Consider the following 23,603-nt stretch of genomic DNA (forward strand, 5'->3'; position numbering starts at 1 on the left):
TGTGGTCGGGATGCGACCGGACCCTGTCGGTCCTGATGCTACCGGTGACGCTTCTGCTGGTCGGACGGGACCGGGGTGGTCCCGCGCTGGTCGGCGGCACTCGCTGCTTTGTCGTAGACCAGCGAATACCGCCAGAACAGGCGTCGACGGATGCGCGCTCCAGGCAGATACTCAGCTGCCGCACAGCGGATCTCGGCAATCGTTTCGCGCGGCGCCGCGGTCGGCGCTGTCATCTCGATCGGGAGTTGGTCGCTCGGCTGAGGGTGCTTGATCTTGCCCATAATCAGATTCGCTACCGAGGCGACGAAGCCGGTCGCGTAGTCGATCAGGCCTGCATTACGGAAGCACCCGATAACGACCAGTCGGCCGCCGGGGGACAGAAGCCGGTCCAACTCACGCAGAGTATCGACCAACGGAAGGTGGTGCAGGGTAGCGACCAGCGTGATGGCATCCCATTGGCGAGGCGACCGGAACTGATCGAATCGGACCTGCTCGATCACGACAGAATCGTTCCCGGCGAAACGCGCAGCCGCAACGCGCGCGGTCGCAGAGTCGGGCTCGATCCCAGTCACCCGATCGATATGTGCCCGCAACCGATCGATCAGATTCCCTGTGCCACAGCCGACATCGAGCACATCCCGGGCTTCGCTGGACCTCACACTCTGGACAACCCACCCGCCGTAGAAGTCGTTGTGACTCCACGGATGCCGGCCGTTGAACCGATCGATGCGCGCAAGCAAGGTCACGACACCACCGTAACGATCGTGGGCGAACAGGGACTGGTGCCAAGCCGTGTTCGGCTCAGCTCGGTCGGCCCGCTCCCGTATGAAGCCGGTCTTTTCTCGCGCGTAGTCGTTCGACGGGATACCTGCCGCCACGATCTGCCGTTTCAGCTCGGCGCAGCGCTCGGCCTCGTGTGGGTGCGCACGCAGACAATCACGTAGCAGACGCTGAATTCGATCCGGCCAGCTCGCCAGGTCGACAGCACGTACGCGGGCATTCGAGGAGTGTGTATCCGATATCTCACTCCGGTGAGTAATGCGGACTCTGCACTCCCAGTGACCGACGCAGGACGAGCGATCAGCGGCATGTGCGGGCGTCGATGTCCTCAGCTGGTGTGTACGCAGGTTTGAGCGGCCACATCGAACTCCAGGCAACCGCCCTTCCAGCCAGGACACTGCGGGCAGGCCATGAATTGCGTTGCTGCCCAAATAATCCCGCTGCCCTGGAAGATCGGGGCAGCGGAAACGTCGGCTGTGACGCCGTTGAATACGCAGCTACCGTTCCTCTCGATTCACACTGATCCCGGAGGGCATACATGTTGAGAGATAGATTGACCGCGGCTGCCGTCGGCGTGGCAGCGGCGGCAACGCTGATCCTGTCGGCGCCCGGGGCGAGCGCGGCGACGGGCTCGTCCTCGGGCAGCAGCGAAGACCTCGCCCGCCACTTTCGCTCGCTCCTGTGTTTGTTCGAGTACGGCAGCAATTACGACGGCCCCGGGCCGTGCGGGCCACTCGGCCACTAGCGAGGAGCGTCGAAGACTGTAGGAGCGGCACGGTTTCGTCCCGAGCGCCGAAGACCTGGTCGGTGTATGCCTTGTTCGCGATCCAAGACGCTGAACCCCGACATCACCTCTCCCGAAGAGGGATTGGTGCCAAGCCGTGTTCGGCTCGGGCTCGGTCGGTCAGTTCCTGATCAACGAGATCCTGCTGCGCCCGGCGGGGCAGATGGGCTGACTACGGTCACGACGAATCACATTGAGCGCGAAGGCCTCCGAGCCGTGGGCACCTCGCCCTCTCTGTACCCGTGGAACACGGGGCAAACCGGATGCGGGACCTCAGCATTCGCTGGGGGCGGGTTCGCCGCGCAACCGCGCATCGGTCCACCGGTCCAGATCCGGCGAGCCGGTGATGTAGCCGATCAGATGCTCTCCCGGCACGCTGCGGAACACCGCGGGCACACCGCGACCGCACTGTTGCAGGTACATGCGCCGGGCGTCGTCGATGGGGATCCAGGGGTCGTGGGCGCCGTGGTAGATATACAGCGGCACGGTGGATGTGCGTCCGGTCAGGTCCAACCGCTCGAACATCTTCGCGGCGAACGGGCTGTCGAGCGGGGCGGCGGTATCGGCCGCGACGTCGATCGGGAGCCCGACTACGCCGAGCGGTCCGGAGGAGTCGCCACAGATGTCACGCAGCGGTGAGGTCGCCACCCACTGCGCGAGATGATTCATGTGTCGCAGCAGCTCGGGATGTTCGCGCGCGATGGCCAGCGATACCGTCAACAGGATTCCGGAGGAGATGTTGCCGTTGAACTGGTGGGCCACGTTCGCGTAGTCGGTGACCAATCCGCCGGCCGCCGCGCCGACGAGAACGCCCGACAGTTCCGGTGCGTACTCGTCGAGCAGCATGGCCGCCGCGTACGCGGCGATCGCCCCACCCGAGTAGCCGACGGTCACATATCGACTGTCACCGTATTCGCCCGGCAGATAGGACCGCAGCGCGCGGATGGAATCGAGCATCACGTGCGCGGCGATATTCGGTTCGGCGTAGGCCATCAGCGGACCTTCGTGATCCGGCACCAGGACCGCGTGTCCTTTGGCGAGGGCCGACCAGAGGGCGGGCACGAAGATCGGGAGATCGGTGTTGGGCCGAACGAGGAGGCCGTGGGAGAGCTGGAAACCCGGCGTGCAGTGCGCCCCGAGCGAATTGATCGGCATCGCGTTCACCTCGACCGGTCGTGACCCGGTTCCGGACCACGGCGTCGCGGGAACGATCAGTGTCGCCGTGCCGAAGGACGGGGCGCCGGTCGCCGACGTGGATCGGAACTTCACCAACGTCGCCCGGGAGATCGGCGTCGCCATCCGCAGGGCCGTCGTGGCCGTCACGTCCCGTGTTTCGATGACCTGCCCTGGCATCAGGGATTCGAGGTCGGCGGGCCGGACGTCGAAGATCGGGTCGCCGGTCGGCGGGGACAACACCTGCCGCCACAGCGTCGATTCGGCAGGCTCGGACGCGGAATCCGGTGGAGAAGCCCGTGGCGGCGCCGGTATCACGCTGTCGATCCATTGCTGTAGCGGGGAAGGTCCGGCAGTCGCCGGTGCCGACGGCTCCGCCTGGGTGCCGGGTTGATCCGCCAGGGCGCGAGAGGTTTGCCCGCCGAGCAACGCAGCGCCGATGAGCGCTGTAATCACAACTGCCAGAGACGACTTCACGGATCTCACTCTCGATCGGACCGACGTCGCCGAGGGTATCGACTATCCGGTACCGGAATCCGAATCCGACCCAGGGTTCTTGGCCACTCACAACAATCGCTTGCCGCGGTGTGAGTTTCACCAACGCGGCCCGACGTCCGTTTCGAGCGCCCCATGCGCGCACTTGCCTGCACCTCGGTCGGCAACCCCTCGCCGCTGAACGCGTCCGCATAGGCGCCGTCCCCCGATAGCCGAGACTTGTTCGCCGGTCTACGGGCGGTAGCCTGGGAGGTCGTGCCAGAAGGGGCAGAGAGTGCGTGGTAGGAACGCCGCCATCGCGGTGTCGACTCTCACGGTCGCTGCCGCACTCGTCGGATGCGACGCTGACGGTGCGGACCCGAATACGTTGCGGGTCGGTACCGAGGGAACCTGTGCACCCTTCAGTTTCCGCGGGGCCGACGGTGAGGTCACCGGCTACGACATCGAAGTGATCGAAGCGATCGGTGAAAGGCTGGGCATGCGGGTCGAGTATCGGCCGGCCCTGAACCGCCCCGCGCTGTTCAGCGGGCTGCGGTCGCGCCGAGTGGACCTGGTCGGCAACCATGTCGCGCCGACCCTGCCTCTCAGTGAGCAATACGAGCTGTCGCGGTACTACGCGGAAGCCCGCCCGGTGATCCTGACCCGTCCGGGCGAGGACCTGAATGCCTCGGTGACCGAGATGAGCGGAAGAAACGCCGCTTACTGGGACTGCGGCAACTGGAGCGACGGAATCGACGCGTCGCAGGGAACTGCGAAGGTGACGGTCGAGAGCCTCGACCATGCCGTGCGACTGACGAAGGACGGCCACATCGATGCCACCGTCACCGACAGCATGGCGGTCGCCGACTACCTCACCCGCACCGCCGACGACAACCTCGTGGCCACAGGGATCACGCCCCCGTTCTCGCTGCCGCAGACCTTCGTCACTCGCAAGAACGACCCTGTGATGGACGAGGTCGACCGGGCGTTGATCGAAATCCGTGCCGACTGCGCGTTACACGCGATTTCGGAGAAGTACTTCGGCACCGGTTCGGTCCTTCCCGAGGAATGACATGAACAGCCGCGACGTTCTGCACGCGAAATGTGGGGGAGTCGCACGGCGGGTACGGCTGGTGGTCGACCCGAAGCGTTCCCTCTGACGTGCATGCCGCCGACTCGGCGCCGTCTTCGGGCGGTGCCCGGCTCAGGGCCAGGTTTTGCGGGCGCGTAGGCCCGCGACGGCGATGGCGAGGTCGGCCACGATCTCGAATATGGCTGCGAACCAGGAGAATCCGATCACTCGCGCCGACGGCGGCGCGGCGATGAAGCTGTCGCTCAGTGGTCCGAACCAGTCCGGGAGCAGGTGCACGACGGTGAAGCCCGCCGCGCTCGCGAACCCGATGGAGATGGCCGCGGTCGGTGCCCAGCGGTGGCGGGTGAACACCAGGACGATCGTCGCGATCGCGAGGACCATTTGAATCGTGCCGAGAGCCATGACCAGCATCGACACGGTGTCCATGCCACGTCGGAGGTGGTCGGCGCCGTGCACGGTGAGGGCGATCGCGAATACGACTGTGACCCAACGCAAGGCGGTGTTCGGAGGTACGGACAACCGATGTTGTTGCCCTGTCGAACTGATCATGGTTCCTCCCGGATGTTCTATCAGCTGGTCATCTCGGCAATGGTGTCTCCAGGACGGCCCGGACTGCCGTGCGCACGAGGTCGTCGACCCAGGGTGGTGGGGGTTGGAGTTCGGCGATGTGGCGACGTACCGCTCCCGCGGGGAGGTCGAAGACCGCGAAGCCGACCCGGTGGGGATCGAGGTCGGGGTGCTGCTTCAGTAGCGCGCGGTAGGCGGCGGCCGCGTCGTCGTTCAAGGTGGTCAGCGCCGCTCCGAGTTCTGTCGGCCAGCGACGGGCGAGATCCTCGCGGCGGTGCATCAGCAGTACCGCCGCCTCGATGGGGTGAGCGCGGCACCAGCGCACGCCGTGCAGGGCGGCCGATTCGATGTCGCCTGCGCGCAGCGCCTGTACGAAACCGGTTTGGAAACGGCGGATTCCGCGGATCCAGAGCTCGGCGACGATCAGATCGCGCGAGGCGAAGCGGTGATAGATCGAACCGGTCGGTGCGCCCAGACGCGCCGCGATGGCGGCCACGGTGGCAGCGGTCGGCCCCTCGCGGGCGATGAGATCCAGCGCTGCGTCGAGGATCGCGTCCTTGTCGTATTTGGCTGACCGACCCATGACACCGATATTAGAATAGAGAATCTAGAATGTGAAGTCGTTAATCGGTCCGGCCGAGGACGGTGCGGTGGTTCGAGGGAGACGATGATGCTCTACGACCGGACCGGACGGACCTACGCCTCCACGCGCCGGCCCGATCCGAGGATCGAGGCACAGATGCGCCGACATGTGCCCGAGACCTGGTCGGTAGCCGATATCGGGGCAGGTGCGGGTGGCTACCAACTCGGCCGAACCGTGGTGGCGGTGGAACCGAGCGCGGTGATGATCGGCCAACGCCCGGCGAAAGCGGGCCCGGCCGTCCGCGCGGTCGCCGAACATCTCCCGATTCGCGATAAAGCCGTCGATGTCGCCTCGGCGGCTTTGACGGTGCATCACTGGAGCGATCTCGAACAGGGGCTGCGTGAGATGTCACGGATCGCGCGCCGACGGATCGTCGTCTTCACCTGGGACCACCTGGTGATGCGCGAATTCTGGCTGCTCCGCGACTATCTCCCCGTGGCCGCCGCCACCGACGCCCGGCTGGCCGTGCCGCTCGACCAGCTCGTAGACCTACTGCCCGGCACCGTCGAGGTGCATCCGGTCGCGGTGCCCGCCGACTGCGCCGACGGATTCGGTGCCGCGTTCTGGCGTCGCCCCCACGCCTACCTCGATCCGCGAGTCAGGGCCGGGATGTCGATGCTGGCCCTGACCCCACACCCGCTCCTCGAGGACGGGCTTCGCAATCTGAGCCACGACCTGCACTCTCGGGCCTGGCACCGGCACAACGCGGATCTGTTGGCCCGCGACGAGTTCGACATCGGCTACCGCGTGGTCGTCGCATCACTCGGCGAGTGAGATCGCTCTGTGGTGTCAGCTCGCGCCCGCCCCGACGGTCGCTTCCGCCGTCCCATATCGCGTGTACGAATCCGACGAGCCGATCATGGACGAACGCGCCGACCCATGACCTGCTGTGCTGTTCCAGCCGTGCTTTCCAGGGGTCGGCGTGCGATCACCGCCGAATGCGTCGGCGTGCAGCCGCGAGAGAGCGGCGTCGTCGACAGCGAAACGTAGGCGCAGATCGACGGTCAACGATGTCCTCCTGGCGCAGATCGTCATCGACTCGGCGGTGTCATGGTGGCATGACGGTGATGCTGGAGCCAGCGAATTTCGGCAGGGCCGACGGCTTTTGGACATGGCGCAGAGGACGCCACCGGGGCGGTGTCAGACCGTATGAGAGCAGCGTCGTGTTGCGAACTCCGCGACAAACGCGGTCGTAGCGGAGCTGTTCGGTCTCGAAGGAGGCACTCGCACAACGGCTCCGCCCTACCCGGCGCGGAAAGTCGTTGTTTCCGTTTGCCGTGCGGCGGGCATTCTCCGCGAGATAGTCTCCGGGAAACGGACGACGGGGAGGTGCGGTCCTGGACACGCTGTGGGATTTCGTCGTCGCGCGGCGGCATCAACTACTCGTCGACTCGTATCTGCATGTCTCGGCGGTGGTGCAGTCGCTGATCATCGCCACCGTCGTCGCGGTGCTGATCGGGATCGTGGTGTACCGCAGTCCACTGGGTTCGTCGGCGGCGACCGCCACGGCCAGCGCGGTCCTCACGGTGCCGTCCTTCGCGCTGCTCGGCCTGCTGATCCCGTTGTTCGGGCTCGGTGTCGGGCCGACCATCGTCGCCCTGGTCGTGTACGCGCTCTTGCCGATCCTGCGCAACACCATCATCGGGCTCGCGTCGGTCGATCCGGCGGTGACCGACGCCGCCCGCGGTGTCGGTATGAACCGGCTGCGCGTACTCGCGGTGGTGGAACTACCGCTGGCCTGGCCGTCGATCCTAGCGGGTATGCGGGTGAGCACCCAGATGATCATGGGCATCCTGGCGCTCGCCGCCTACGCCAAGGGACCGGGACTGGGCAATCTGATCTTCTCCGGGCTGTCGCGGCTGGGCAGCCCGAATGCCGTGCCGCAGGCGTTGACCGGCACCGTCCTCATCATCGTGCTCGCACTGGCGCTCGACGGGATCCTGCTGCTCGTCGGGCGTCTCACCACCTCGAGGGGTATCCGTGACCGAGACTGAAACCCGCACCGGCGGGTCCGGACCCGCCGTGGACGGAGTATCCGGGGTCGAGATCGTGCTCGACGCCGTCACCAAACACTATCCGGGACAAACCGATCCCGCCGTCGACAGGGTGTCGATGACGATTCCGGCCGGGAAGATCGTCGTGCTGGTCGGCCCGTCGGGGTGCGGCAAGACCACCACCATGCGGATGATCAACCGGCTCATCGAACCGAGTTCGGGCACCATCACCATCGGCGGCCGCGACGTCACCGGCATGGATCCCGATCAATTGCGGCGCGGGGTAGGGTATTCGATCCAGCAGGCCGGACTCTTCCCGCATATGACGGTCGCCAAGAATATCGCGACCGTGCCCGGGCTGCTGGGCTGGGACCGCCGCCGGACCTCGGCGCGCGTGGACGAGATGCTCGATCTGGTCGGCCTCGATCCCGGCACCTACCGCAACCGCTATCCGCGGCAACTGTCCGGCGGGCAGCAACAGCGGGTGGGGGTGGCGCGGGCGCTGGCCGCGGATCCGCCCGTCCTGTTGATGGACGAGCCCTTCGGCGCGGTCGACCCGATCACCCGGGCGTCGTTACAGGACGAATTGCTGCGGCTGCAAACCGAATTGGGCAAGACCATCGTGTTCGTCACCCACGATTTCGCCGAGGCGGTGAAACTGGGCGACCGGATCGCCGTGCTGGGCGAGCGATCCCGCATCCTCCAATACGACACCCCCGCCGCCGTACTCGCCGATCCCGCCGACGACACCGTCGCCGGATTCGTCGGCGCGGACGCCTCCCTTAAACAACTGACCCTGACCCGGATCGAAGACGTCCGCCTCGACGAATGCCCGTCCGCCGTCGAATCCGAACCGATCGAGACCTTGCGCGCCGCCATCGGAGACCGTCCATTGGCGGTCGTCCTGGACGAGAATCGCCGCCCGCTGCGACGGGTCACCGCCGCCCAACTCGCGACCGCGTCCTCGCTGCGCGAGGCGGGGACATCGGTGGGGGAGACGGTCTCGGTACGCTCGACCCTCCAGGACGCGCTCGCGGCGCTGCTGGCCGAGGAGTCCGCGAGTGCCGTGGTCACCGCGCCCGGCGGCGAATACGCGGGACTGGTCACCATCGACACCCTCGTCGGCCATCTGTCGGCGCTGCGTGCCGCGACGGGTGAGACCTCGGAGCCGACGACGTGACCGCGGCCGTCGAGTCCACCGCACGCCCGCGCGGGTCTCGGCCCGCCACCGAGGGCAGGGCGGAATACCTGCGGTTGCTCGTCCAGCCGGTGCTGGTGCTGCTGCTGACCGTCGCAGTGCTGACCTGGGCATTGCGCCGCGACCTCACCGTCACCCAGCAGGCCAGCCTCAACACGAGCAATATCGTGACCGTCACCTGGCAGCACATCCTGATCACCGCGACGGTCGTGGTCATCGTGGTGGTGATCGCCGTCCCCCTGGGCACCCTGCTGACCCGGCCCGGATACCGCCGTCTGACACCGATTTTCGTCGGAGTCGCGAATGTGGGGGCCGCCGCGCCCGCCATCGGCCTGATCGTGCTGTGCTACCTCGCGACCCGCACCACCGGATTCTGGATCGGCGTCGCACCGATCGCCTTCTACTCGCTACTCCCGGTCCTGCGGAACACGATTCTCGGCTACCAGCAGGTCGATCCGGTGCTCATCGACGCGGGCCGCGGACAGGGCATGTCGGCGCCGACGATCCTGCGCCGCATCGAGTTCCCGCTCGCCGTGCCCTACATCCTCGCGGGTCTGCGCACCTCGCTGGTGCTCGCCGTCGGCACCGCGACCCTGTCGTTCCTGGTGAGCGCGGGCGGACTCGGCATACTCATCGACACCGGATACAAGTTGCGCGACAACGTGACCCTGGTCGTCGGAGCGGTACTCGCCGTCGCGCTGGCTCTGCTCGTCGACTGGCTCGGCGCGCTGGCCGAACAGTTCCTCGGACCGAAGGGACTGCGGTGAGGGCGGCGCATGCGCTGGCCGCGCTGCTGGGAACAGTGCTGCTCGCGGCATGCGGGCTGCAATCGGGCGGCGCGGTCCCGCTGCGGGTCGGACCGGCGGGAATCGGCCCGGTCCCCGAACTCGGCGGCGTCGCGATCACGGTGGGCTCCAAGGATTTCACCGAACAGAACATCCTGGGCTACCTCATCGAATTCGCCCTGGTGGCAGCAGGTGCCGACGTCCGCGATCTGACCAATATCCAAGGCTCGAACAGCCTGCGCGACGCCCAACTGCACGGCCAGATCGACCTCGCCTACGACTACACCGGCACCGGCTGGATCAACTACCTCGGCAACGAGACCCCGATCGCGGACGAACACGAACAGTTCGAAGCCCTGCGCGCGGCCGACCTCGCCGCCCACCACATGGTCTGGACGGCGATGGCCCCGATGAACAACACCTACGCTGTCGCGGTCAGCCGCCGAGTCTCCGACGAAACCGGTGTGCGCACCCTGTCCGACTACGCGCGCCTGGTCGACACCGATCCGGCGGCCGCGACCACCTGCGTCGGCACCGAATTCAACGTGCGCCAGGACGGATATCCCGGAATGGCGCGCAAATACGGCATCGACACCGGCAAGGTGCGCAAGCAGATCGTGCAGGACGCGGTCGTCTACCAGGCCACCGCCGACGCCACACAGTGCCGTTTCGGCTCGGTCGCCGCGACCGACGGCCGCATCCCCGGTCTGGACCTGGTACTACTGCGCGACGACCGCGCGTTCTTCCCGAAATACAATGCCGCCCTGGTGATGAGCGCGGATTTCGCCGAGGCGCACCCGGCCGTCGCCGAGATCATGACGCCGATCTCGCGGCTGCTGACCAACGAGACGATCACCGAGTTGAACCGTCAGGTCGACGTGGAAGGCCGGGAACCGGCCGATGTGGCCAGGGACTGGATGGTCGCGCAGGGCATGGTGACGAAGGGCTGACACCCGAGCGGGTGTCTGTGCGGGCACGGCTGTCGGTGAACGGTGGGATCCGACTCTCCAGCAAGCGTGTGTCGACGCGCGTTCAAGCCGGGATGGTTCGACGAGGTCGCAGCGGCGTGTGGTCGCGGAACGCTTCTATCGCGGCGGCGACTTCGAAGGGTGTTGTCGCGTCGGCGATGGCATCGCGGTAGAGGACTCTGTTCGCGACGGCATCGAGATCGAACCCCCAGACCATCGACATCAGCGGAGAGATGAACAGTTCGGCACCCTTCGCGCGGGTGCGGGCCAGCGAATGGTGGTCGCCGTATTCACCGCGGGCAGCGTCGGTAATCGAGGCGCAGACGATGCTCTCGCGACCGGGGGTGTGTTGCTGGACCCAGTCGACGGCCTCGAGCCATGCATCGGTGCAAGAGAGGCCGGGTAGTAGGGCGAACACGCCGTGATATGACCCGAGTTTGGCGAGGGCAGCGACGTTTTCGAGAAAGTGTGCGTGGCACACGCCGTGGAAGGCGTCCACACCGAATCCGACACAGACCGCGAGTTTGACCGGTAGATCGAGCGCCTGGGCCGCCAGAAGACTGGTGATGTCCTCGACCGGTGTTCCGAGTCCGGCCTCGTCACCAGTCATGAGCAGGTCGGTGCCGCCGTCGACCAGAACTATGGCGTCCACGCGCAGCTCGCGGGCCAGCCACGCGTAGGCGGCGCGAATGTCGGCGGGCCCGCCCTTGCGGATCAGGAAGATCCGGTCGGGGTAGGCGTGGTCTCGTAGTCAGACCGCGAGATGCTTTTCCGGGAAGTAGGACATCGGACCGCTGGTTTCGGCATCGATGTCGAAGACCCCCGCAGCCACCGGTTGCGCACCGATGCGGGTGACAGCCGTGAAGGTAAGGTTCGCCAGGAAGATCGTTTTGTGACGTTCGTGCAGTGCGAACGCCAACGGCAGGCCACTGAGCAGGTCGAACCCGCCACCGGCGCCGACGATCAACACTCGCTCGCAGTTTCTCAGGCGATGCAGCAGCGGTGTGTCGAAGAGGGTGAGAGCAGCCATCCAACGAAGTATGCACCGGCGATGGTGTGACCGCTTCGCAAAAGCCTTCCGACGCCGATGGTCCCGCCGACCGCTTCGTCCTGGCGGTCGACCGAATACCAGTGGCATTCACCGGACCGCACGGCCGAACTCTCGATTGGCTCACCCTGTGAGGAGCCCGGACCTGAGGGCGGGTCCGCGAGATCATTCCTCCGGGGCTACTACCCACAGGGCGGTTTCGACGAAGTCCTCCACTTCGTCACGGCCCGGTCCGAAGTCCCAGATCTCCGGGCCGCCCTGAGACGTGTCGATCTCCGCCCGGACGGTGTCGTCCTCGGACCACAGACGGATCTCACCGCCGCCGTGAAAGACGAGCATGGTTTCCGACGAATCCTCACGAGTCTCTGCCAGATATTCGGCCAAGGCCTCGGACAGCCGCTGATGCAGGCTCTCGACTGTGGGCATGCGCATTCCACTCCCCGGATCGGCTGCCGGACAATGTCACCGGCTCGCGAGCAATCCTGCACTACGGGCTGGAACCCGGCGCGGCGACCCGGATTCAGGAGCCGACGGTTGCCCCACGAGGAAGGGGGCCGCAGCGAATATCGAATCGTTCGCGCACGGTGTCCAGGGTCTGACGGAGGTGCGCGCGTTCGCGACGGTGAGTGAGCAGGAACCGCGTTGTGCCGATCATGCGGCGCGGCAACGGGTACCAGTGATCGAGGTCGAGTCCGCAGTCGAGCAATACTTTGTTCGGGACGCTGTCGGCGATCAGGCTGAGGTTGTGCATGGTCAGTGATCCGAGCGTGTACGGCAATGCCGCGTTCGATTTCTTCTTCAGGGCCGCCGCGTCGAGTTCGTACAGGGGGATCTCCCCGAGTTTGTCCAGGAACAGCAGGTGGGTCAGGAAGTAGCCCATGTACGACGTCAGGTGGTGTGTGGCGGAGCGCGGCTGCACCGAGACGACCGCGCCGCTGTCGGAAACGTAGGGTTCGTAGGGGAGATCGTGACGCAGGATGTATCCGGTGCAGTTCACTATCCAGCTGCCTGGCTGAATCGTCTTCGTCGATCCGCTACGGAATACCAGGTCGGTATCGCCGTTGCGGTCGACGGCGTCGACGACGTGATCCATGATCACGTCGTTGAGGCCCGCGGCGATGGTCTCGTTCTCCGATTCGGACAGTATGCCCAGCAAGAAGTTGCCCGTGGTGGGGGTCAGCCAGGTGCCGTAGGCGGTGCGCAGCCAGGTCGCGACCTCGGTCTCGTTGGTCCCGTCGAAGCGCCGACCCAGTTCCGTGAAGATTCCGGAAGTCAGCCTGCCGCTCCACCATCGTCGGCCGCCGGCGGGGAACAGGCGGTCGCGGCTCGAAAAGAACGTGCCCGAACCTGCGACGAGGTTCACTTCCCGACCGGGGTACTCGGTGATCAGCGCGTGGGCGGTATCCATCGCGGTCTTTCCGCCGCCGACGATCCATACGGGAGTGTCGCTCGACCGCATCCGGTCCCCACGCATGTCGCAGCAGTCGGGTGAGACCGACACGACACGTGAGCTGGCGATCTGGAGCGGGTCGTTGGGCACGACCCCGAATCCGCCGGCTTTGATCAGTCGCTTCGCTTCAACGACCATGAGTCGGCCGTCGGACGACGTGCAGTGCAGCCGCACGATCCCGTCGGTCTCGTGATGTGACTCCAGCGCCCAGCCGAAGTACGGATCCACCCGCACTCGCTGCTTCGCGACCTCGAGGCAATGGTCGAAGTGGGCGAGCACCTCGTCCTTCGTTGCCAGGTACGAGCGATCTCGGCCGAGAGTCCATCTGATGTTGCCCGCGGTGAACAGGCCGTGCGGTTGGTGGAGCCGCACATAGTCGTAGGTGTCGACCCACATACCGCCGGACCGATCGCGGCGATCGAGCAGGATGACCTTCTGCGAGCGAGACATGTACCGACTGGCGACGAACAGGGCATTGATCCCGGTGATACCGGCTCCGACGATGCAGAGGTCGCAATGCTCCACTTGAACGGGCGTCTCGGCTGACGCGGCACCGTTTGTCACCGCAACCTCCTGTGGAGACTTCGGGGCAACAGCGGTTCGTGGCTGTTGTGCCGTCCGATCCGGTACTTATCGCGGACAGGTGGCTATCAGTCGATCTTCCTCGCAGTAGCGATGAATGTCACTGATGATTTGCCGCACTAAACGCCTGCCTGTGGCGGCACACCCGGATCAGCGGCCAGACCTACGTCCGTGCCGCCCGGCCGTCGGATTTCGTGGCCGACCACGAGCGGCGGCGCTCACCCAGGCTCCCGCAGCGCGCGGTGACGTTATCGCGGCAGTGACGCCCAAGTTCCGAACGGTGTCCCCACACAGGTGGCCCCGGTGCCCTCGTCCCAGGCGATCGCGCCCGCACCCAAGCACTGCACCGAGCCGTCGACCGCGCCGACGTGGGCGCGGGAACCGAAGAACGCGATCGCCACCGCTCTGGCCGCTCCGTCGGTCGGGTCGTCGTCGGTCACCGAACTCGAGGCCATCGCGTCGGGACCGAAGCCCAACGCGAGCGGGACGCCGCCGACCCCCTCGCTGGCTCCGACACCACCGGCTATGCCGACCCCGAGTGACGACGCGCCCAGCGTGGCGCGGGCATAGCCGACTCCGCCGTATCCGGCCGAATGGGCCTGTCCTGCTTCGTCGCCGACGGCGCGGCATCCGGTGTCACCGTCGACGATGGTGTCGTCGGCGCCGAATTCGGCGGTGCAGTGCACCGCGGAGGTGGCTACCGCGGCGGGGACGGTCAGAGAAGCGCCCACCGCGGCGGTCGAGCAGAGAATCGCGCCGATAAACCTCATGGACAGCCTCTTTTCCGCCGCGTGCAACCGGCGCGCCGACTGCACGCGGTCCTGTTCAGGTGGCTACCCGCGGGTCGGTCCGGCAAACACGTGCGGCTCACGCCTGGAAGGGCACGGTGTTTCCGGCGGCGTCGCGCGTGTTCGCCTCGGCTTCGACGGCGGTGGCGAGTTCGGCGACGGTCTTCCAGGTGCGTGGCGGTTCCGCATCGAAATTGCCGATGGTGTACCAGGATTCGGTCGCGCGATAGCGGACCAGTCCTTTGCCGGTGTCGTCGACGGTGACATCGAGATCGCCCGATATCGTGCCCTCTTCTTCGGTGAGAACGGCGGCCTTGGCGGCGATCTCGTTGATCTCGGTGCTGTCGATCATCTGAACTCCTCGCGCGACACGATCCGGGACCGCGATGTCAGGCCACACGGCGGCGGATTTGGGTGACTGTGGCCGGTTTCCGCTCGGTGTCGGGGTCGGCGAGGGCTTGCTCGCGCAGTTGTGTGAACAGGCGTGTGAGCTTTCGCGAGACCTGCATCTGGGAGACACCGAGACGTTCGGCGATCTCCGATTGGGACAGATTCTCCGAGAACCGCCATTCCAGCAGTTGGCGTTGTTCGGCGGGAAGGGCTTCCAGCAGTGGCCGGACGGCCATCGCGTCTTCGAGTTGCCGATAGGAGGTGTCCTCGGCTCCCATACGGGCCACGACGGGGTTGTACCCTTCGCCGTTCTCGTCGTGGAAGGTCGTGTCGAGGGAATCGGCGCGGTAGGCGTTGGCCGCGACCAGCGCGTGGGTGACCTCGCCGCGGTCGAGGTCGAGTTCGGCGGCGATCTCCGACGGCCGCGGCATCCGGCCCAGTCGCTGTGCCAGCATCTCGGTCGCGGGGCCGATCTTGGCGTGGACTTCCTTGGTGCCGCGCGGCACTCGCACCGACCAGGACTGGTCGCGGAAGTGACGACGAACCTCACCCATGATCGTCGGGACCGCGAACGACAGGAAACTCGAACCGTGCGAGGGGTCGAAACGGTCGACCGCCCCGACCAGCCCGAGGTAGGCGACCTGGCGCAGATCGTCGTCATCGATTCCGCGGCCCCGGAACTTGCGGGCGATATTCTGCGCCAAGGGCAGACACAGCCGCATGATCTCTTCGCGGATCACCCGGCGCCGGGGGTCCGATTCGTCGAGGGCGCCGAGTTCGTCGAACCACGGCTCGATGTTGTCGTAGGAATCGCCACTGCCGTGGGGCGATGAGGATGTCGTGTTCGGGTGTTCGGTCATCGAGATCTTCTCCGCACGCTTGCCGGGAACGACTTCCGTTTCACGCCCGGTTATCCTGCGAAAACGATCTCAAACGCTGCTGCTCGTAGGAATTTTTCCTATCGGCGTGCACGTGTAGGCCGTGGTGGTACGGGTTTAAGATCAACTTCGCAGGCTATCCCTGCGTGCGGCGGTCGATCCCCGGCATACCCGGAGATGTCATCGATGACCGACCTCGACCACGACATGCGAGATATGAGCACGAACCGAGCACGCTTTCTGATCGCCCTCACAGCGGCTTTCACCACGACTTTCGCCATCGAAGCACAGATGGCGTCAGCAGATTCCGGAATCGTTCCCGCGACGGACTACGGCGACGGCTGCGTCATCGATCCGGCCGACAGGTCGGTCACCATCGATTCCCTGCGGTCGTGGTGCTCGCTGGAACAACAGACGGCCATCTTCTCCGACGCCAGCGCCGGATCGGTGCCGAGGGGAGTAACGAACGGGTGGGTCGTGAGCCCGGCCGCGATTCACCCGATCGCTCCGGCCTTCTGGACCGGCAAGACCTTCTACACCGGAGGTGACGGCGGGTATCTGATGAACCAGGTGACGTCGGCCGGTTTAGAGGGATTCCGCGCGGATGTGTACACCGGTCCCGCGATCACAGACGGCAGGCCGACGTGGGTGTTGGACTACGACTCGTCGCCGATCCCGCAGATCTACGACGAGATCAGGGAGATCACGCCGGGGCTGTGGTTCGGCTATTCCTGGCGGCGCGACACCGCCCCGCCGACGCTGCTGCTGACCTTCGCGCTGACCTGACGGCGTCGACCTCGGAGCATGCGGAGCCGTGGTCGCACGGCCCCGCATTCACCGGGCGCGCGAAGCGCGTCGACTGTCGCCGTCAGCTGAATGTCGGGGTGGACAGGGGCAGTTCGAGCACCGATCGGATGCCGGGGGGCGCGGCGCAGACGGCTTCGACGAGGTTCACCGCGCGGTTGGCGGTGTAGGCGGGGGTGGTCTCGGCCATCTGTTCCAGGGATATGGGCATCCGCAGCGTGACGTCGAGGGGGGCGTCGCCTTGGACGTCGATATGCCAGCCGGTGTCGCCGAGTTCCCATGTCGCATCGAGATCGGTGGTGGTGTACCAGGTGGCGCGGAAGGTGATCAGCTCGCGGCCGCCGCGCAGGCCGGTGATGGTGATGCGTTGTCCGGCAACGGATCCGGCCTTCTGGGTTCCCGCGGCGATCGTGAGTTCGCGCGGTGTGGTCGCGAGTTCGCCGCTGGCGACCACCTCGTCCAACGGCAGGCCGACGGCGTCGGCGATCAGCCGGAGCGAGGGGCCGAAACTGGCGCCGAGATAGTCGGCCCGGAATTGCTCGAACGGGGCGAGGTCGCGACCGAAACCCATGAGGTCGAACAGCATCTCGGGCGAATTCCGTCGAGACAGATCCGCGTACTCGTCGATGATGATCTTGTCCAACCGGCGCTGGATGGAGGTCAGCACCAAGGGCACGGCTTCGGAGATGAAGCCGGGGCTGCTTCCGGTGCTGTGCACCGATGTGCCGCCGGCCCGGCAGGCAGCCTCGACGCGGTCGCGCACCGCCGGGTCCATGCTCGGCGGATGGTGGAATACACCGCAGGTCGCCACGACGTTCGCGCCGGACTCGAGCAGTCGGCACACGTCGTCGAGATCGAACACCCGCGGCATGTAGAGCACGCAGTCGGCGCCCGTGGTCAGCACGTCCTCCAGTTTCCCGGTGGCGGCGACACCGACGGTGTCGAGTCCGCAGAGTTCACCGGCGTCGCGTCCGACCTTGTTCGGGTCGTAGACGTGCACTCCCGCCAACGTCATCGAAGGGTGTTCGATGATTCCGCGCAGTGCTTTGAGTCCGATATTGCCGGTGGCCCACTGCACCACCCGGTGATTCGTGTTCGTCATGCCGGTTCCACACTCACCGGAACGCCGGAATAGCGCACCATACCTGTCATCACGTCGATGTCCTCCTTGTTGGTCAGCATGTTGACGTTGCATTCGGGGTAGCCGTGCGGCACCGATATCGCGCCGGGGCGGATCGCCGGATCGAGTTTCGCGACGCCGGTGAGCGCGCCGTGGGCGCCACGAACCGTGACCGTGGCGCCGTCGGTGACGCCGACCTCGGCGGCGTCGGCGGGATTGATCAGCACGTCCGGGCGATCGCCGAGGAAGTCGAGTTGGGCGTTGAGCCGTCGCGGTTGGCGTCGTGGGATCAGCACCATCGGCGCGGTCCGGCGCAGCGCGGCCAACTGGTCGACAAGCGGGGACGGCGCCAAACGCCACCCGCCCATTCCTTCGATATGGCGCGTCACCCAGGGGGCGGGCAATTCGTGACCGGCGTCGACCCAGCCGGTGCGTGTCAATTCGTCGAACGAGCATCGCCCGCCGAGCGTCACGCCCGCCAGCACAGCGTCGTCGGACTGATCGGGATCGGCCACGTCGTGACCGAGCCGTCGACCGAGTTCGGCCAGGAACCACCACATCGATCGCCGGTCTCCGACTGGGGCGACCACGGCCGGTGTGTGCTGGGCCGACACCCGGGAGCTGAGGGCGTCCCAGATGGTGACGTCGGATCGTTCGAGCTGATCCTTCGTCGGCAGCACGTGCGTGGACAGCGCCGTCGTGTCGTTGGCGATGATCTCGGTCGTCGCGAGCACCTCGAGTCTGCCCAGCGCGGACCGCATGGCCGCGGTGTCCGGGAACGAGGTCAGCAGGCTTCCGCCGAGGTTGAGGACCGCCCGGATATTGCCCGCTTCGATTTCGTCTGCCAGTGTGGCGCAGGGCCATTCACCCATGAACGAGCGAGTTTCGGGGCGACTGCGCGGACCGGGGCCGAACGACCCGTCCGGTGACGAGATGGGCAACTCGAAGGATTCGAGTTGGTAGGCGAAACCCGGGTGGAACCAGAGTCCGCCGCGACGGTTCATCGATCCGGTCAGGATCATCAGGACCCAGGCCAGCCACTGGGTCACATTGCCCTTGTCCGCCGTCATGGTCACGCCGGTGCCGGTCTCGACGGCGAGGTGGCCCGTGGCGCGGACCGCGTCACGCAGACGGGCCAAATCCTCGGGCGCGAGGTCGGTCGAGGTCGCCGTGTGTTCGAGTGTGAACGGTGCGACGGCGGCGGTGAGCTCGTCGAGGCCCTGTACCGGCACGCTGGGATCGATACCGTCGCACAAAGTTTCGCGCACCAGATAGGCCAGCAGCGCGTGGTCGGTGCCGGGGAGCGGAGCGAGGTGGCCGGTGGCCGATCGGGCCGTTTCGGTTCGTCGTGGGTCGATGACCCACACCTGGCCGCGCGCGGCGATATCGCGGATGGTGCCGGTGGGGTTGGGCACGGCGATCGCGTGCCCGTGGGAGATCATCGGGTTGGTGCCGATGAGAAGCAGGAAATCGACGTTGTCGTAGTCGGGCCGACCCGACAGGCCGACGAATCCGCCCACCAGATCGGCGATGAACGGCTTGGCCGTGCCGTCGATGGTCAGCGGGCTGAACTTGGCCGGTGTGCCTATCGCCGCCCGCAATGCCTCGGCCACACGGGTTCCGGTGGCGTCCATGCCGACGCCGGTGCCGAAGAAGATGCCGACCGACTCGGGGCCGTGTCGGTCGATGATGTCCTTCAGGCGAGTGCCGAGATCGTCGAGACAGGCTTCCCAGGTCGCGTCGCGCAGGCTGCCGTCGACGCGGAGTTGCGGGCGCTCGATCCGCTCGGGATGGTGATGCATCTGCGGCAGCGCGCGGCCCTTGGGACACGTATAGCCCTTCGACAGGGGATGTTCGCGGTCACCGCGCACCCGCGTCACCGCATCACCCTCGACCTCGACGAGGATGCCGCACACCGACGTGCAGATCCGGCAGAAGCTGCGCACCGTGCGCGTGGCTTCGGACGGCTCGGAGCCCCCGGCGGGGGACTTCCCATGCCCTATGACTCGGATCACACGGGGAAATATAGGCAGCGCCGGGCAATGCTGTCAATGACAACATTGTAGGATCGCCAAGCATGTCCGAGCGTCGCTACCACCACGGCAACCTTCGCGCCGCTCTGCTCGCGCAGGCCGAGACGACACTGCGAACCTCGGGGGTCGACGGGTTGTCGCTACGCGAGCTCGCCCGCGAGGTCGGCGTCAGCTACGGCTCTCCGCGGCGGCATTTCGAGGACAAGGCGGCGCTGCTCGACGCGCTCGTCGAGGTGGGTTTGCAGCGCTTGGGCGCCGAGCTGGCCGAGGCGGTCGAACCCGACGGGCGCGATTTCGCCGAAGTGCTGACCGCGGTCGCGATCAGCTACATCCGGTTCGCCACCGACAGTCCGGCGATGGTGGATCTGATGTCGAGGAGCCGGTATCTCTCGCAGGCCCCCGCCGCGCTGGTCGAGGCGCGTGAGGCGAGTTTCGCGCCGGTCCGCGATCTGGTCGAACGAGGCCAGGCCGGTGGCGAACTGGTGTCGGGCGACGTGCGACGGGTCGGGACGTTGATCTTCGCGACGCTGCACGGCCTGGCGACACTGGTCAACAACGGGATGATCGATCCGCTCGACGATCGACTGATCGCCGACGCGATCCGGTCGTTGCTGGCCGGGATAGCCGACACCGACTCGCGGTAGCTCCGAAGTGCGGGACCACGATCCGTTGTTGTAGGCGGCGGTGCGGCCGTGGCCGGTGCCATACCCGGTTGATGCTTCCCGAGCTGCGGTGATTCGCCTGGCCAAATCCCGCCGATGGACCGATTCGCACGGCAGAATGCGGCCATGCGGATATTTGCTCGATTGTTGCAGGCTGTCGTTGTCGGGTTCGTGCTCGTGGTGGCCGGTCATGGCGCGACGGCCGCTCCCGCCACGAGCGAGGCCCATATCGGTGTGCCGTGGCTGGGTCCCGGGCCCGAGGGAGTGCAGGCGACAGGGGCGGCGCTGGCGGACGGATTCACCGGCACGATGCTGTGGTCGCGGCAGTCGAACACCTCGGTGCCGATCGCCAGTATCACCAAGGTGATGACGGCGCTGGTCGTGATCGAGGCGGGCGACCTCGACCGAGCCGTCACCGTGCCGCGCGAGGCCATCACCTACGCCGCCGAGTACGACGGAAGCAACGCGGGCCTGGTCCCCGGCGAGGTGCTGACCGCGCGGCAACTCCTGTACGCGATGATGCTGCCGTCCGGCTGCGACGCCGCCTACGCCCTCGCCGAGGCCTACGGGCCCGGCCAGGACGCCTTCATCGCCAAGATGAACGACACCGCGCGTCGAATGGGTTTGGCGGGAACGCATTTCACCGATCCCAGCGGACTGCCCGCGCCCACCGACTACTCCACGTATTCCACCCCGGCGGACCTGCTCACCCTCGGTCTGCGCGTGATGAGCCTGCCCGCGTTCCGTGACATCGCCGCGTCGCGGACCTATCACCTGCCCGAGGGCCCCGGTAACCGAGCTCACCTCTGGCAGACCACGAACCTGCTGCTGCGCGACTATCCGGGCGCCATCGGCATCAAAACCGGATACACCGACGCCGCGGGAACCTGTCTGCTGTTCGAGACGGTCCGGGCGGGCATCCCGATGATCGGCGTGGTCCTGCACAGCTCGCCCCACAGCGAACTCGCCGCGAAGAACGACGCCGAGCGCATGCTGAACTGGGCCTACAACCCGATCGCGAGCGTCCTGCCGCTCGGTTAGCGTCCAGCGGACGAGGCCTACGCCGTGGTGACGCGCTACCTGCTGTGGGCCAGTTCGGGCCGGTCCACGGTGTCGGCTCGCGCCTCGGTCTCGAGTCCCGCGCCTTCGATATCGACGTTCGGCAGAATCCGATCGAGCCAGGCGGGCAGCTGCCATGCCCGGTGTCCGAGCAGCGCCATGACCGCGGGGACGATGGTCATGCGGACGACGAAGGCGTCCACCAGCACACCGATGGCCAGTGCGAAACCGATGCTCTTGATGGTGGTGTCGTGGCCGAGGATGAAGCCCGCGAATACCGAGCCCATGATGAGCGCGGCGGCGGTGACGACGCGGGCGCCGTGGCGGAATCCGCCGATGACGGCCTCGTCGGGGGTGGCGCCGTGGGTGTAATCCTCGCGCATGCGGCTGACGAGGAAGACCTCGTAGTCCATGGCGAGACCGAACAGCAATCCGATCAGCAGTACCGGAAGGAAGCTGATGATCGGTCCGGTGGTGTCGATGCCGAGAAGTTCTGCGCCCCAACCCCATTGGAATACCGCGACCAACGCGCCGAAGGTGACGGCGAGGCTGAGCAGGAAGCCGAGGGTGGCCTTGAGGGGCACCAGGACCGAGCGGAACGCGATCGTCAGGAGCACGAACGACAGCCCGACCACGACCGCCAGGAAGATCGGCAGTGCGGAGGCGAGTTTCTGGGAGATGTCGATTCCGGTGGCGGTATTGCCGGTGACGAGAACGCGGGTGCCCGTGGAGTCCTCGATCGCACCGCGCAGGTCGCGGATCTGACCGACGAGGTTCTTGGTCTCCTCGGTGGAGGGCCCGCTGCGGGGGATGACCGTGACCAATCCGGTGTCGCTGCTCGCGGGCATCGGCACGACCGCGGCGATGTCGGCGGTGTTCCGGATCGCGGAGGTGATCTCGGAACTCGCGGCGTCGAGGTTCCCGCCGTCGGCGGCGTCGATGACGAGGGTCAGCGGACCGTTGAAGCCGGGGCCGAAACCTTCGGCGAGTAGATCGTAGGCGTGACGTTGGGTGGTGTCGGGAGCTTTGGTGCCGTCGTCGGGCAGTCCGAGTTGCAAGCCGAGCGCGGGCAGCGCGAGCACCCCGGTGCCGATGATCGCGACCAGCAGTACCGGCAGTGGACGGCGGGTGATGGCGCGGGCCCAGCGGGTGCCGAAGGAGTCGCCGGTGCTCAGGCGTTGCTGTCGTTTGCCCATGCCGGGGACCGGCCACCGGTCGAAGCGCTCACCGGCGAAGCCGAACAGCGCGGGGACCAGGGTCAGCGCGATCAGCACCGCGATCGCGACCACACCGGCGGCGACCAGGCCCATCGAGGTCAGGAAGGGGATTCCGACCACCGACAGCGCGGCGAGGGCGATCATCACCGTGGCTCCGGCGAAGACGACCGCGCTGCCCGCCGTGGCGACCGCGCGGGCGGTGGCCTCGCGCGGATCGAGTCCGGCGGCGAGGTTCTCCTTGTGGCGGGTGACGATGAACAGCGCGTAGTCGATGCCGACGGCCAGCCCGATCATCAGGCCGAGGGTGGGCGCGATGCTGGACAGATCGATGACGGCGGTCAGCGCGGTGACCGCGGCCATGGCGGTGCCGACACCGAACAGTGCTGTCAGCAACGGCAGTCCGGCGGCCAGCAGTGAACCGAGTGTGACGGCGAGGACGACGAGCGCGACGGCGACACCGATCAGTTCCGCCGCGGAGTTGCCCGGCGGGGTGTTCATCGCCTCACCGCCGTATTCGACCTGTACTCCGGCCGAAGCGGCTCGGTCGCCCGCCGCGCGCAAGGCGGTGCGGTCGGCGTCGGTGACGGCGTTGGCGTCGCCGCGGTAGGTCACGGTGGCGTAGGCGATGCGACCGTCGGGGGAGATCGCGCCGGTGCGGTAGGGGTCGGAGACCTGCGCCACCGCGCCGCCGGTAGCGGCGGCGGCGATCGTCGATTCGATCCCGTCCCGGTACGCGGGATCGGAGACGGTACGGCCCTGTGGCGCGGCGAAGACGATCCGGGCGCTGGCTCCGCCCGCTCCGCTGTCGGGCAGACGCTGGGCGAGCAGGTCGGCGGCTTCGATCGCTTCCACGCCGGGAATGGTGAACGCGGTATCGGTCGATTTGCCGAAGCCCATGGCGAGACCGCCGAAGGCGACGAGGAGAAGTAGCCAGGCGGCGAGGACGCGCTTGCGGTGCGTGAACGCCGCTCGCCCCAGGCGATACAGAGAGGTGGCCATCGAAGAAGTCCTTCCGAACGAACATTCCGGATCGGGTCGGTCCACGTCGACCAGTTCAGCGGTATTCACACGATAAATGCAGTCACTGCAAACAGGCAATGAATGTAGTAGGAT

General features: G+C 66.7%; 24 protein-coding genes. 9 read left to right on the top strand and 15 right to left on the bottom strand.

Translation table 11 applies throughout. The annotated features are described in order from the left end of the window. Positions 1 to 38: 38 nt before the first annotated feature. Positions 39 to 1,178, bottom strand: a complete 1,140-nt coding sequence (locus tag DAT37_RS44915) for a methyltransferase (RefSeq protein ID WP_198654304.1) — start codon at positions 1,176 to 1,178, stop codon at positions 39 to 41. A 659-nt stretch (positions 1,179 to 1,837) separates the two neighbouring features. Continuing rightward, positions 1,838 to 3,214: a lipase family protein gene (locus tag DAT37_RS16870; RefSeq protein ID WP_232839800.1), complete on the bottom strand. Its 1,377-nt coding sequence runs from the start codon at positions 3,212 to 3,214 to the stop codon at positions 1,838 to 1,840. A gap of 319 nt (positions 3,215 to 3,533) precedes the next feature. Here DAT37_RS16870 and DAT37_RS16875 point away from each other — a divergent pair, with 319 nt between their 5' ends. Then, positions 3,534 to 4,283 carry a transporter substrate-binding domain-containing protein gene (locus DAT37_RS16875; RefSeq protein WP_232839836.1) on the top strand — a complete coding sequence of 250 codons (750 nt, stop codon included), beginning with the start codon at positions 3,534 to 3,536 and terminating at the stop codon, positions 4,281 to 4,283. A gap of 132 nt (positions 4,284 to 4,415) precedes the next feature. Here DAT37_RS16875 and DAT37_RS16880 read toward each other — a convergent pair whose 3' ends face one another. Together DAT37_RS16880 and DAT37_RS16885 are read right to left on the bottom strand one after the other, a co-directional pair. Continuing rightward, positions 4,416 to 4,853: a hypothetical protein gene (locus DAT37_RS16880; RefSeq protein ID WP_232839801.1), complete on the bottom strand. Its 438-nt coding sequence runs from the start codon at positions 4,851 to 4,853 to the stop codon at positions 4,416 to 4,418. A 28-nt stretch (positions 4,854 to 4,881) separates the two neighbouring features. Further along, the gene (locus DAT37_RS16885) at positions 4,882 to 5,454 is read right to left on the bottom strand and encodes a TetR/AcrR family transcriptional regulator (protein WP_109525732.1); all 573 of its coding nucleotides are present in this window, start codon (positions 5,452 to 5,454) and stop codon (positions 4,882 to 4,884) included. 87 nt (positions 5,455 to 5,541) lie between these two features. Between DAT37_RS16885 and DAT37_RS16890 the strand changes: the two genes are divergently transcribed. Next, positions 5,542 to 6,288: a class I SAM-dependent methyltransferase gene (locus DAT37_RS16890; protein WP_232839802.1), complete on the top strand. Its 747-nt coding sequence runs from the start codon at positions 5,542 to 5,544 to the stop codon at positions 6,286 to 6,288. A 15-nt stretch (positions 6,289 to 6,303) separates the two neighbouring features. Here DAT37_RS16890 and DAT37_RS16895 read toward each other — a convergent pair whose 3' ends face one another. Further along, positions 6,304 to 6,522, bottom strand: a complete 219-nt coding sequence (locus DAT37_RS16895; protein ID WP_109525734.1) for a hypothetical protein — start codon at positions 6,520 to 6,522, stop codon at positions 6,304 to 6,306. Between the two features lie 329 nt (positions 6,523 to 6,851). Between DAT37_RS16895 and DAT37_RS16900 the strand changes: the two genes are divergently transcribed. Genes DAT37_RS16900 through DAT37_RS16915 form a run of 4 tightly spaced genes read left to right on the top strand, consistent with a single transcriptional unit; the run spans position 6,852 to position 10,441 of the window. Further along, complete coding sequence (locus DAT37_RS16900) at positions 6,852 to 7,508, top strand: ABC transporter permease (RefSeq protein WP_109525735.1); 657 nt, start codon at positions 6,852 to 6,854, stop codon at positions 7,506 to 7,508. After that, positions 7,495 to 8,688: an ABC transporter ATP-binding protein gene (locus DAT37_RS16905; protein WP_232839803.1), complete on the top strand. Its 1,194-nt coding sequence runs from the start codon at positions 7,495 to 7,497 to the stop codon at positions 8,686 to 8,688. Before DAT37_RS16900 ends, DAT37_RS16905 begins: the two co-directional genes overlap by 14 nt. Next, the gene (locus tag DAT37_RS16910; RefSeq protein ID WP_109525736.1) at positions 8,685 to 9,473 is read left to right on the top strand and encodes an ABC transporter permease; all 789 of its coding nucleotides are present in this window, start codon (positions 8,685 to 8,687) and stop codon (positions 9,471 to 9,473) included. The genes DAT37_RS16905 and DAT37_RS16910 overlap by 4 nt, the downstream gene beginning before the upstream one ends. Then, entirely contained in the window at positions 9,470 to 10,441 is a 972-nt protein-coding gene (locus DAT37_RS16915) for a glycine betaine ABC transporter substrate-binding protein (RefSeq protein WP_109525737.1), read from the top strand. Before DAT37_RS16910 ends, DAT37_RS16915 begins: the two co-directional genes overlap by 4 nt. A gap of 82 nt (positions 10,442 to 10,523) precedes the next feature. Here the strand turns inward: DAT37_RS16915 and DAT37_RS16920 are convergent, their stop codons facing one another. The 7 genes from DAT37_RS16920 to DAT37_RS16950 form a co-directional block, all read right to left on the bottom strand. Continuing rightward, entirely contained in the window at positions 10,524 to 11,183 is a 660-nt protein-coding gene (locus DAT37_RS16920) for a DUF1152 domain-containing protein (RefSeq protein ID WP_109525738.1), read from the bottom strand. Between the two features lie 27 nt (positions 11,184 to 11,210). Continuing rightward, on the bottom strand, positions 11,211 to 11,489 hold the full coding sequence (locus DAT37_RS16925) for a hypothetical protein (RefSeq protein WP_109525739.1): 279 nt from the start codon (positions 11,487 to 11,489) through the stop codon (positions 11,211 to 11,213). A 183-nt stretch (positions 11,490 to 11,672) separates the two neighbouring features. After that, positions 11,673 to 11,933 carry a hypothetical protein gene (locus DAT37_RS16930; protein ID WP_157978516.1) on the bottom strand — a complete coding sequence of 87 codons (261 nt, stop codon included), beginning with the start codon at positions 11,931 to 11,933 and terminating at the stop codon, positions 11,673 to 11,675. Positions 11,934 to 12,027: 94 nt separating this feature from the next. Continuing rightward, positions 12,028 to 13,521, bottom strand: coding sequence for an NAD(P)/FAD-dependent oxidoreductase (locus DAT37_RS16935; protein ID WP_109525741.1), 1,494 nt, complete (start codon positions 13,519 to 13,521; stop codon positions 12,028 to 12,030). Positions 13,522 to 13,787: 266 nt separating this feature from the next. Beyond that, the gene (locus tag DAT37_RS16940; protein WP_109526040.1) at positions 13,788 to 14,309 is read right to left on the bottom strand and encodes a DUF6764 family protein; all 522 of its coding nucleotides are present in this window, start codon (positions 14,307 to 14,309) and stop codon (positions 13,788 to 13,790) included. A gap of 97 nt (positions 14,310 to 14,406) precedes the next feature. Beyond that, positions 14,407 to 14,679 carry a hypothetical protein gene (locus tag DAT37_RS16945; protein ID WP_109526041.1) on the bottom strand — a complete coding sequence of 91 codons (273 nt, stop codon included), beginning with the start codon at positions 14,677 to 14,679 and terminating at the stop codon, positions 14,407 to 14,409. Positions 14,680 to 14,716: 37 nt separating this feature from the next. Further along, on the bottom strand, positions 14,717 to 15,577 hold the full coding sequence (locus DAT37_RS16950) for a SigB/SigF/SigG family RNA polymerase sigma factor (RefSeq protein ID WP_109525742.1): 861 nt from the start codon (positions 15,575 to 15,577) through the stop codon (positions 14,717 to 14,719). Between the two features lie 204 nt (positions 15,578 to 15,781). On the opposite strand from DAT37_RS16950, the gene DAT37_RS16955 reads away from it, so the two are divergent. Next, a complete protein-coding gene (locus tag DAT37_RS16955) occupies positions 15,782 to 16,381 on the top strand; it encodes a hypothetical protein (RefSeq protein ID WP_232839805.1) in 600 nt (199 codons plus the stop codon). Positions 16,382 to 16,463: 82 nt separating this feature from the next. On the opposite strand, the gene DAT37_RS16960 is transcribed toward DAT37_RS16955, so the two are convergent. Both DAT37_RS16960 and DAT37_RS16965 read right to left on the bottom strand, forming a co-directional pair. Further along, a complete protein-coding gene (locus tag DAT37_RS16960) occupies positions 16,464 to 17,501 on the bottom strand; it encodes an NAD(P)H-dependent amine dehydrogenase family protein (RefSeq protein ID WP_109525743.1) in 1,038 nt (345 codons plus the stop codon). After that, complete coding sequence (locus DAT37_RS16965) at positions 17,498 to 19,534, bottom strand: molybdopterin-containing oxidoreductase family protein (RefSeq protein ID WP_232839806.1); 2,037 nt, start codon at positions 19,532 to 19,534, stop codon at positions 17,498 to 17,500. Before DAT37_RS16965 ends, DAT37_RS16960 begins: the two co-directional genes overlap by 4 nt. A gap of 62 nt (positions 19,535 to 19,596) precedes the next feature. Here DAT37_RS16965 and DAT37_RS16970 point away from each other — a divergent pair, with 62 nt between their 5' ends. Together DAT37_RS16970 and DAT37_RS16975 are read left to right on the top strand one after the other, a co-directional pair. Continuing rightward, a complete protein-coding gene (locus tag DAT37_RS16970) occupies positions 19,597 to 20,196 on the top strand; it encodes a TetR/AcrR family transcriptional regulator (RefSeq protein ID WP_109525745.1) in 600 nt (199 codons plus the stop codon). A gap of 144 nt (positions 20,197 to 20,340) precedes the next feature. Further along, on the top strand, positions 20,341 to 21,255 hold the full coding sequence (locus tag DAT37_RS16975) for a D-alanyl-D-alanine carboxypeptidase family protein (protein WP_109526043.1): 915 nt from the start codon (positions 20,341 to 20,343) through the stop codon (positions 21,253 to 21,255). 35 nt (positions 21,256 to 21,290) lie between these two features. Here DAT37_RS16975 and DAT37_RS16980 read toward each other — a convergent pair whose 3' ends face one another. Then, positions 21,291 to 23,489, bottom strand: coding sequence for an MMPL family transporter (locus DAT37_RS16980; RefSeq protein WP_109525746.1), 2,199 nt, complete (start codon positions 23,487 to 23,489; stop codon positions 21,291 to 21,293). Positions 23,490 to 23,603: the final 114 nt, after the last annotated feature.

The sequence above is a fragment of the Nocardia aurea genome (assembly GCF_003123685.1).
GTDB classification, from domain to species: domain Bacteria; phylum Actinomycetota; class Actinomycetes; order Mycobacteriales; family Mycobacteriaceae; genus Nocardia; species Nocardia aurea.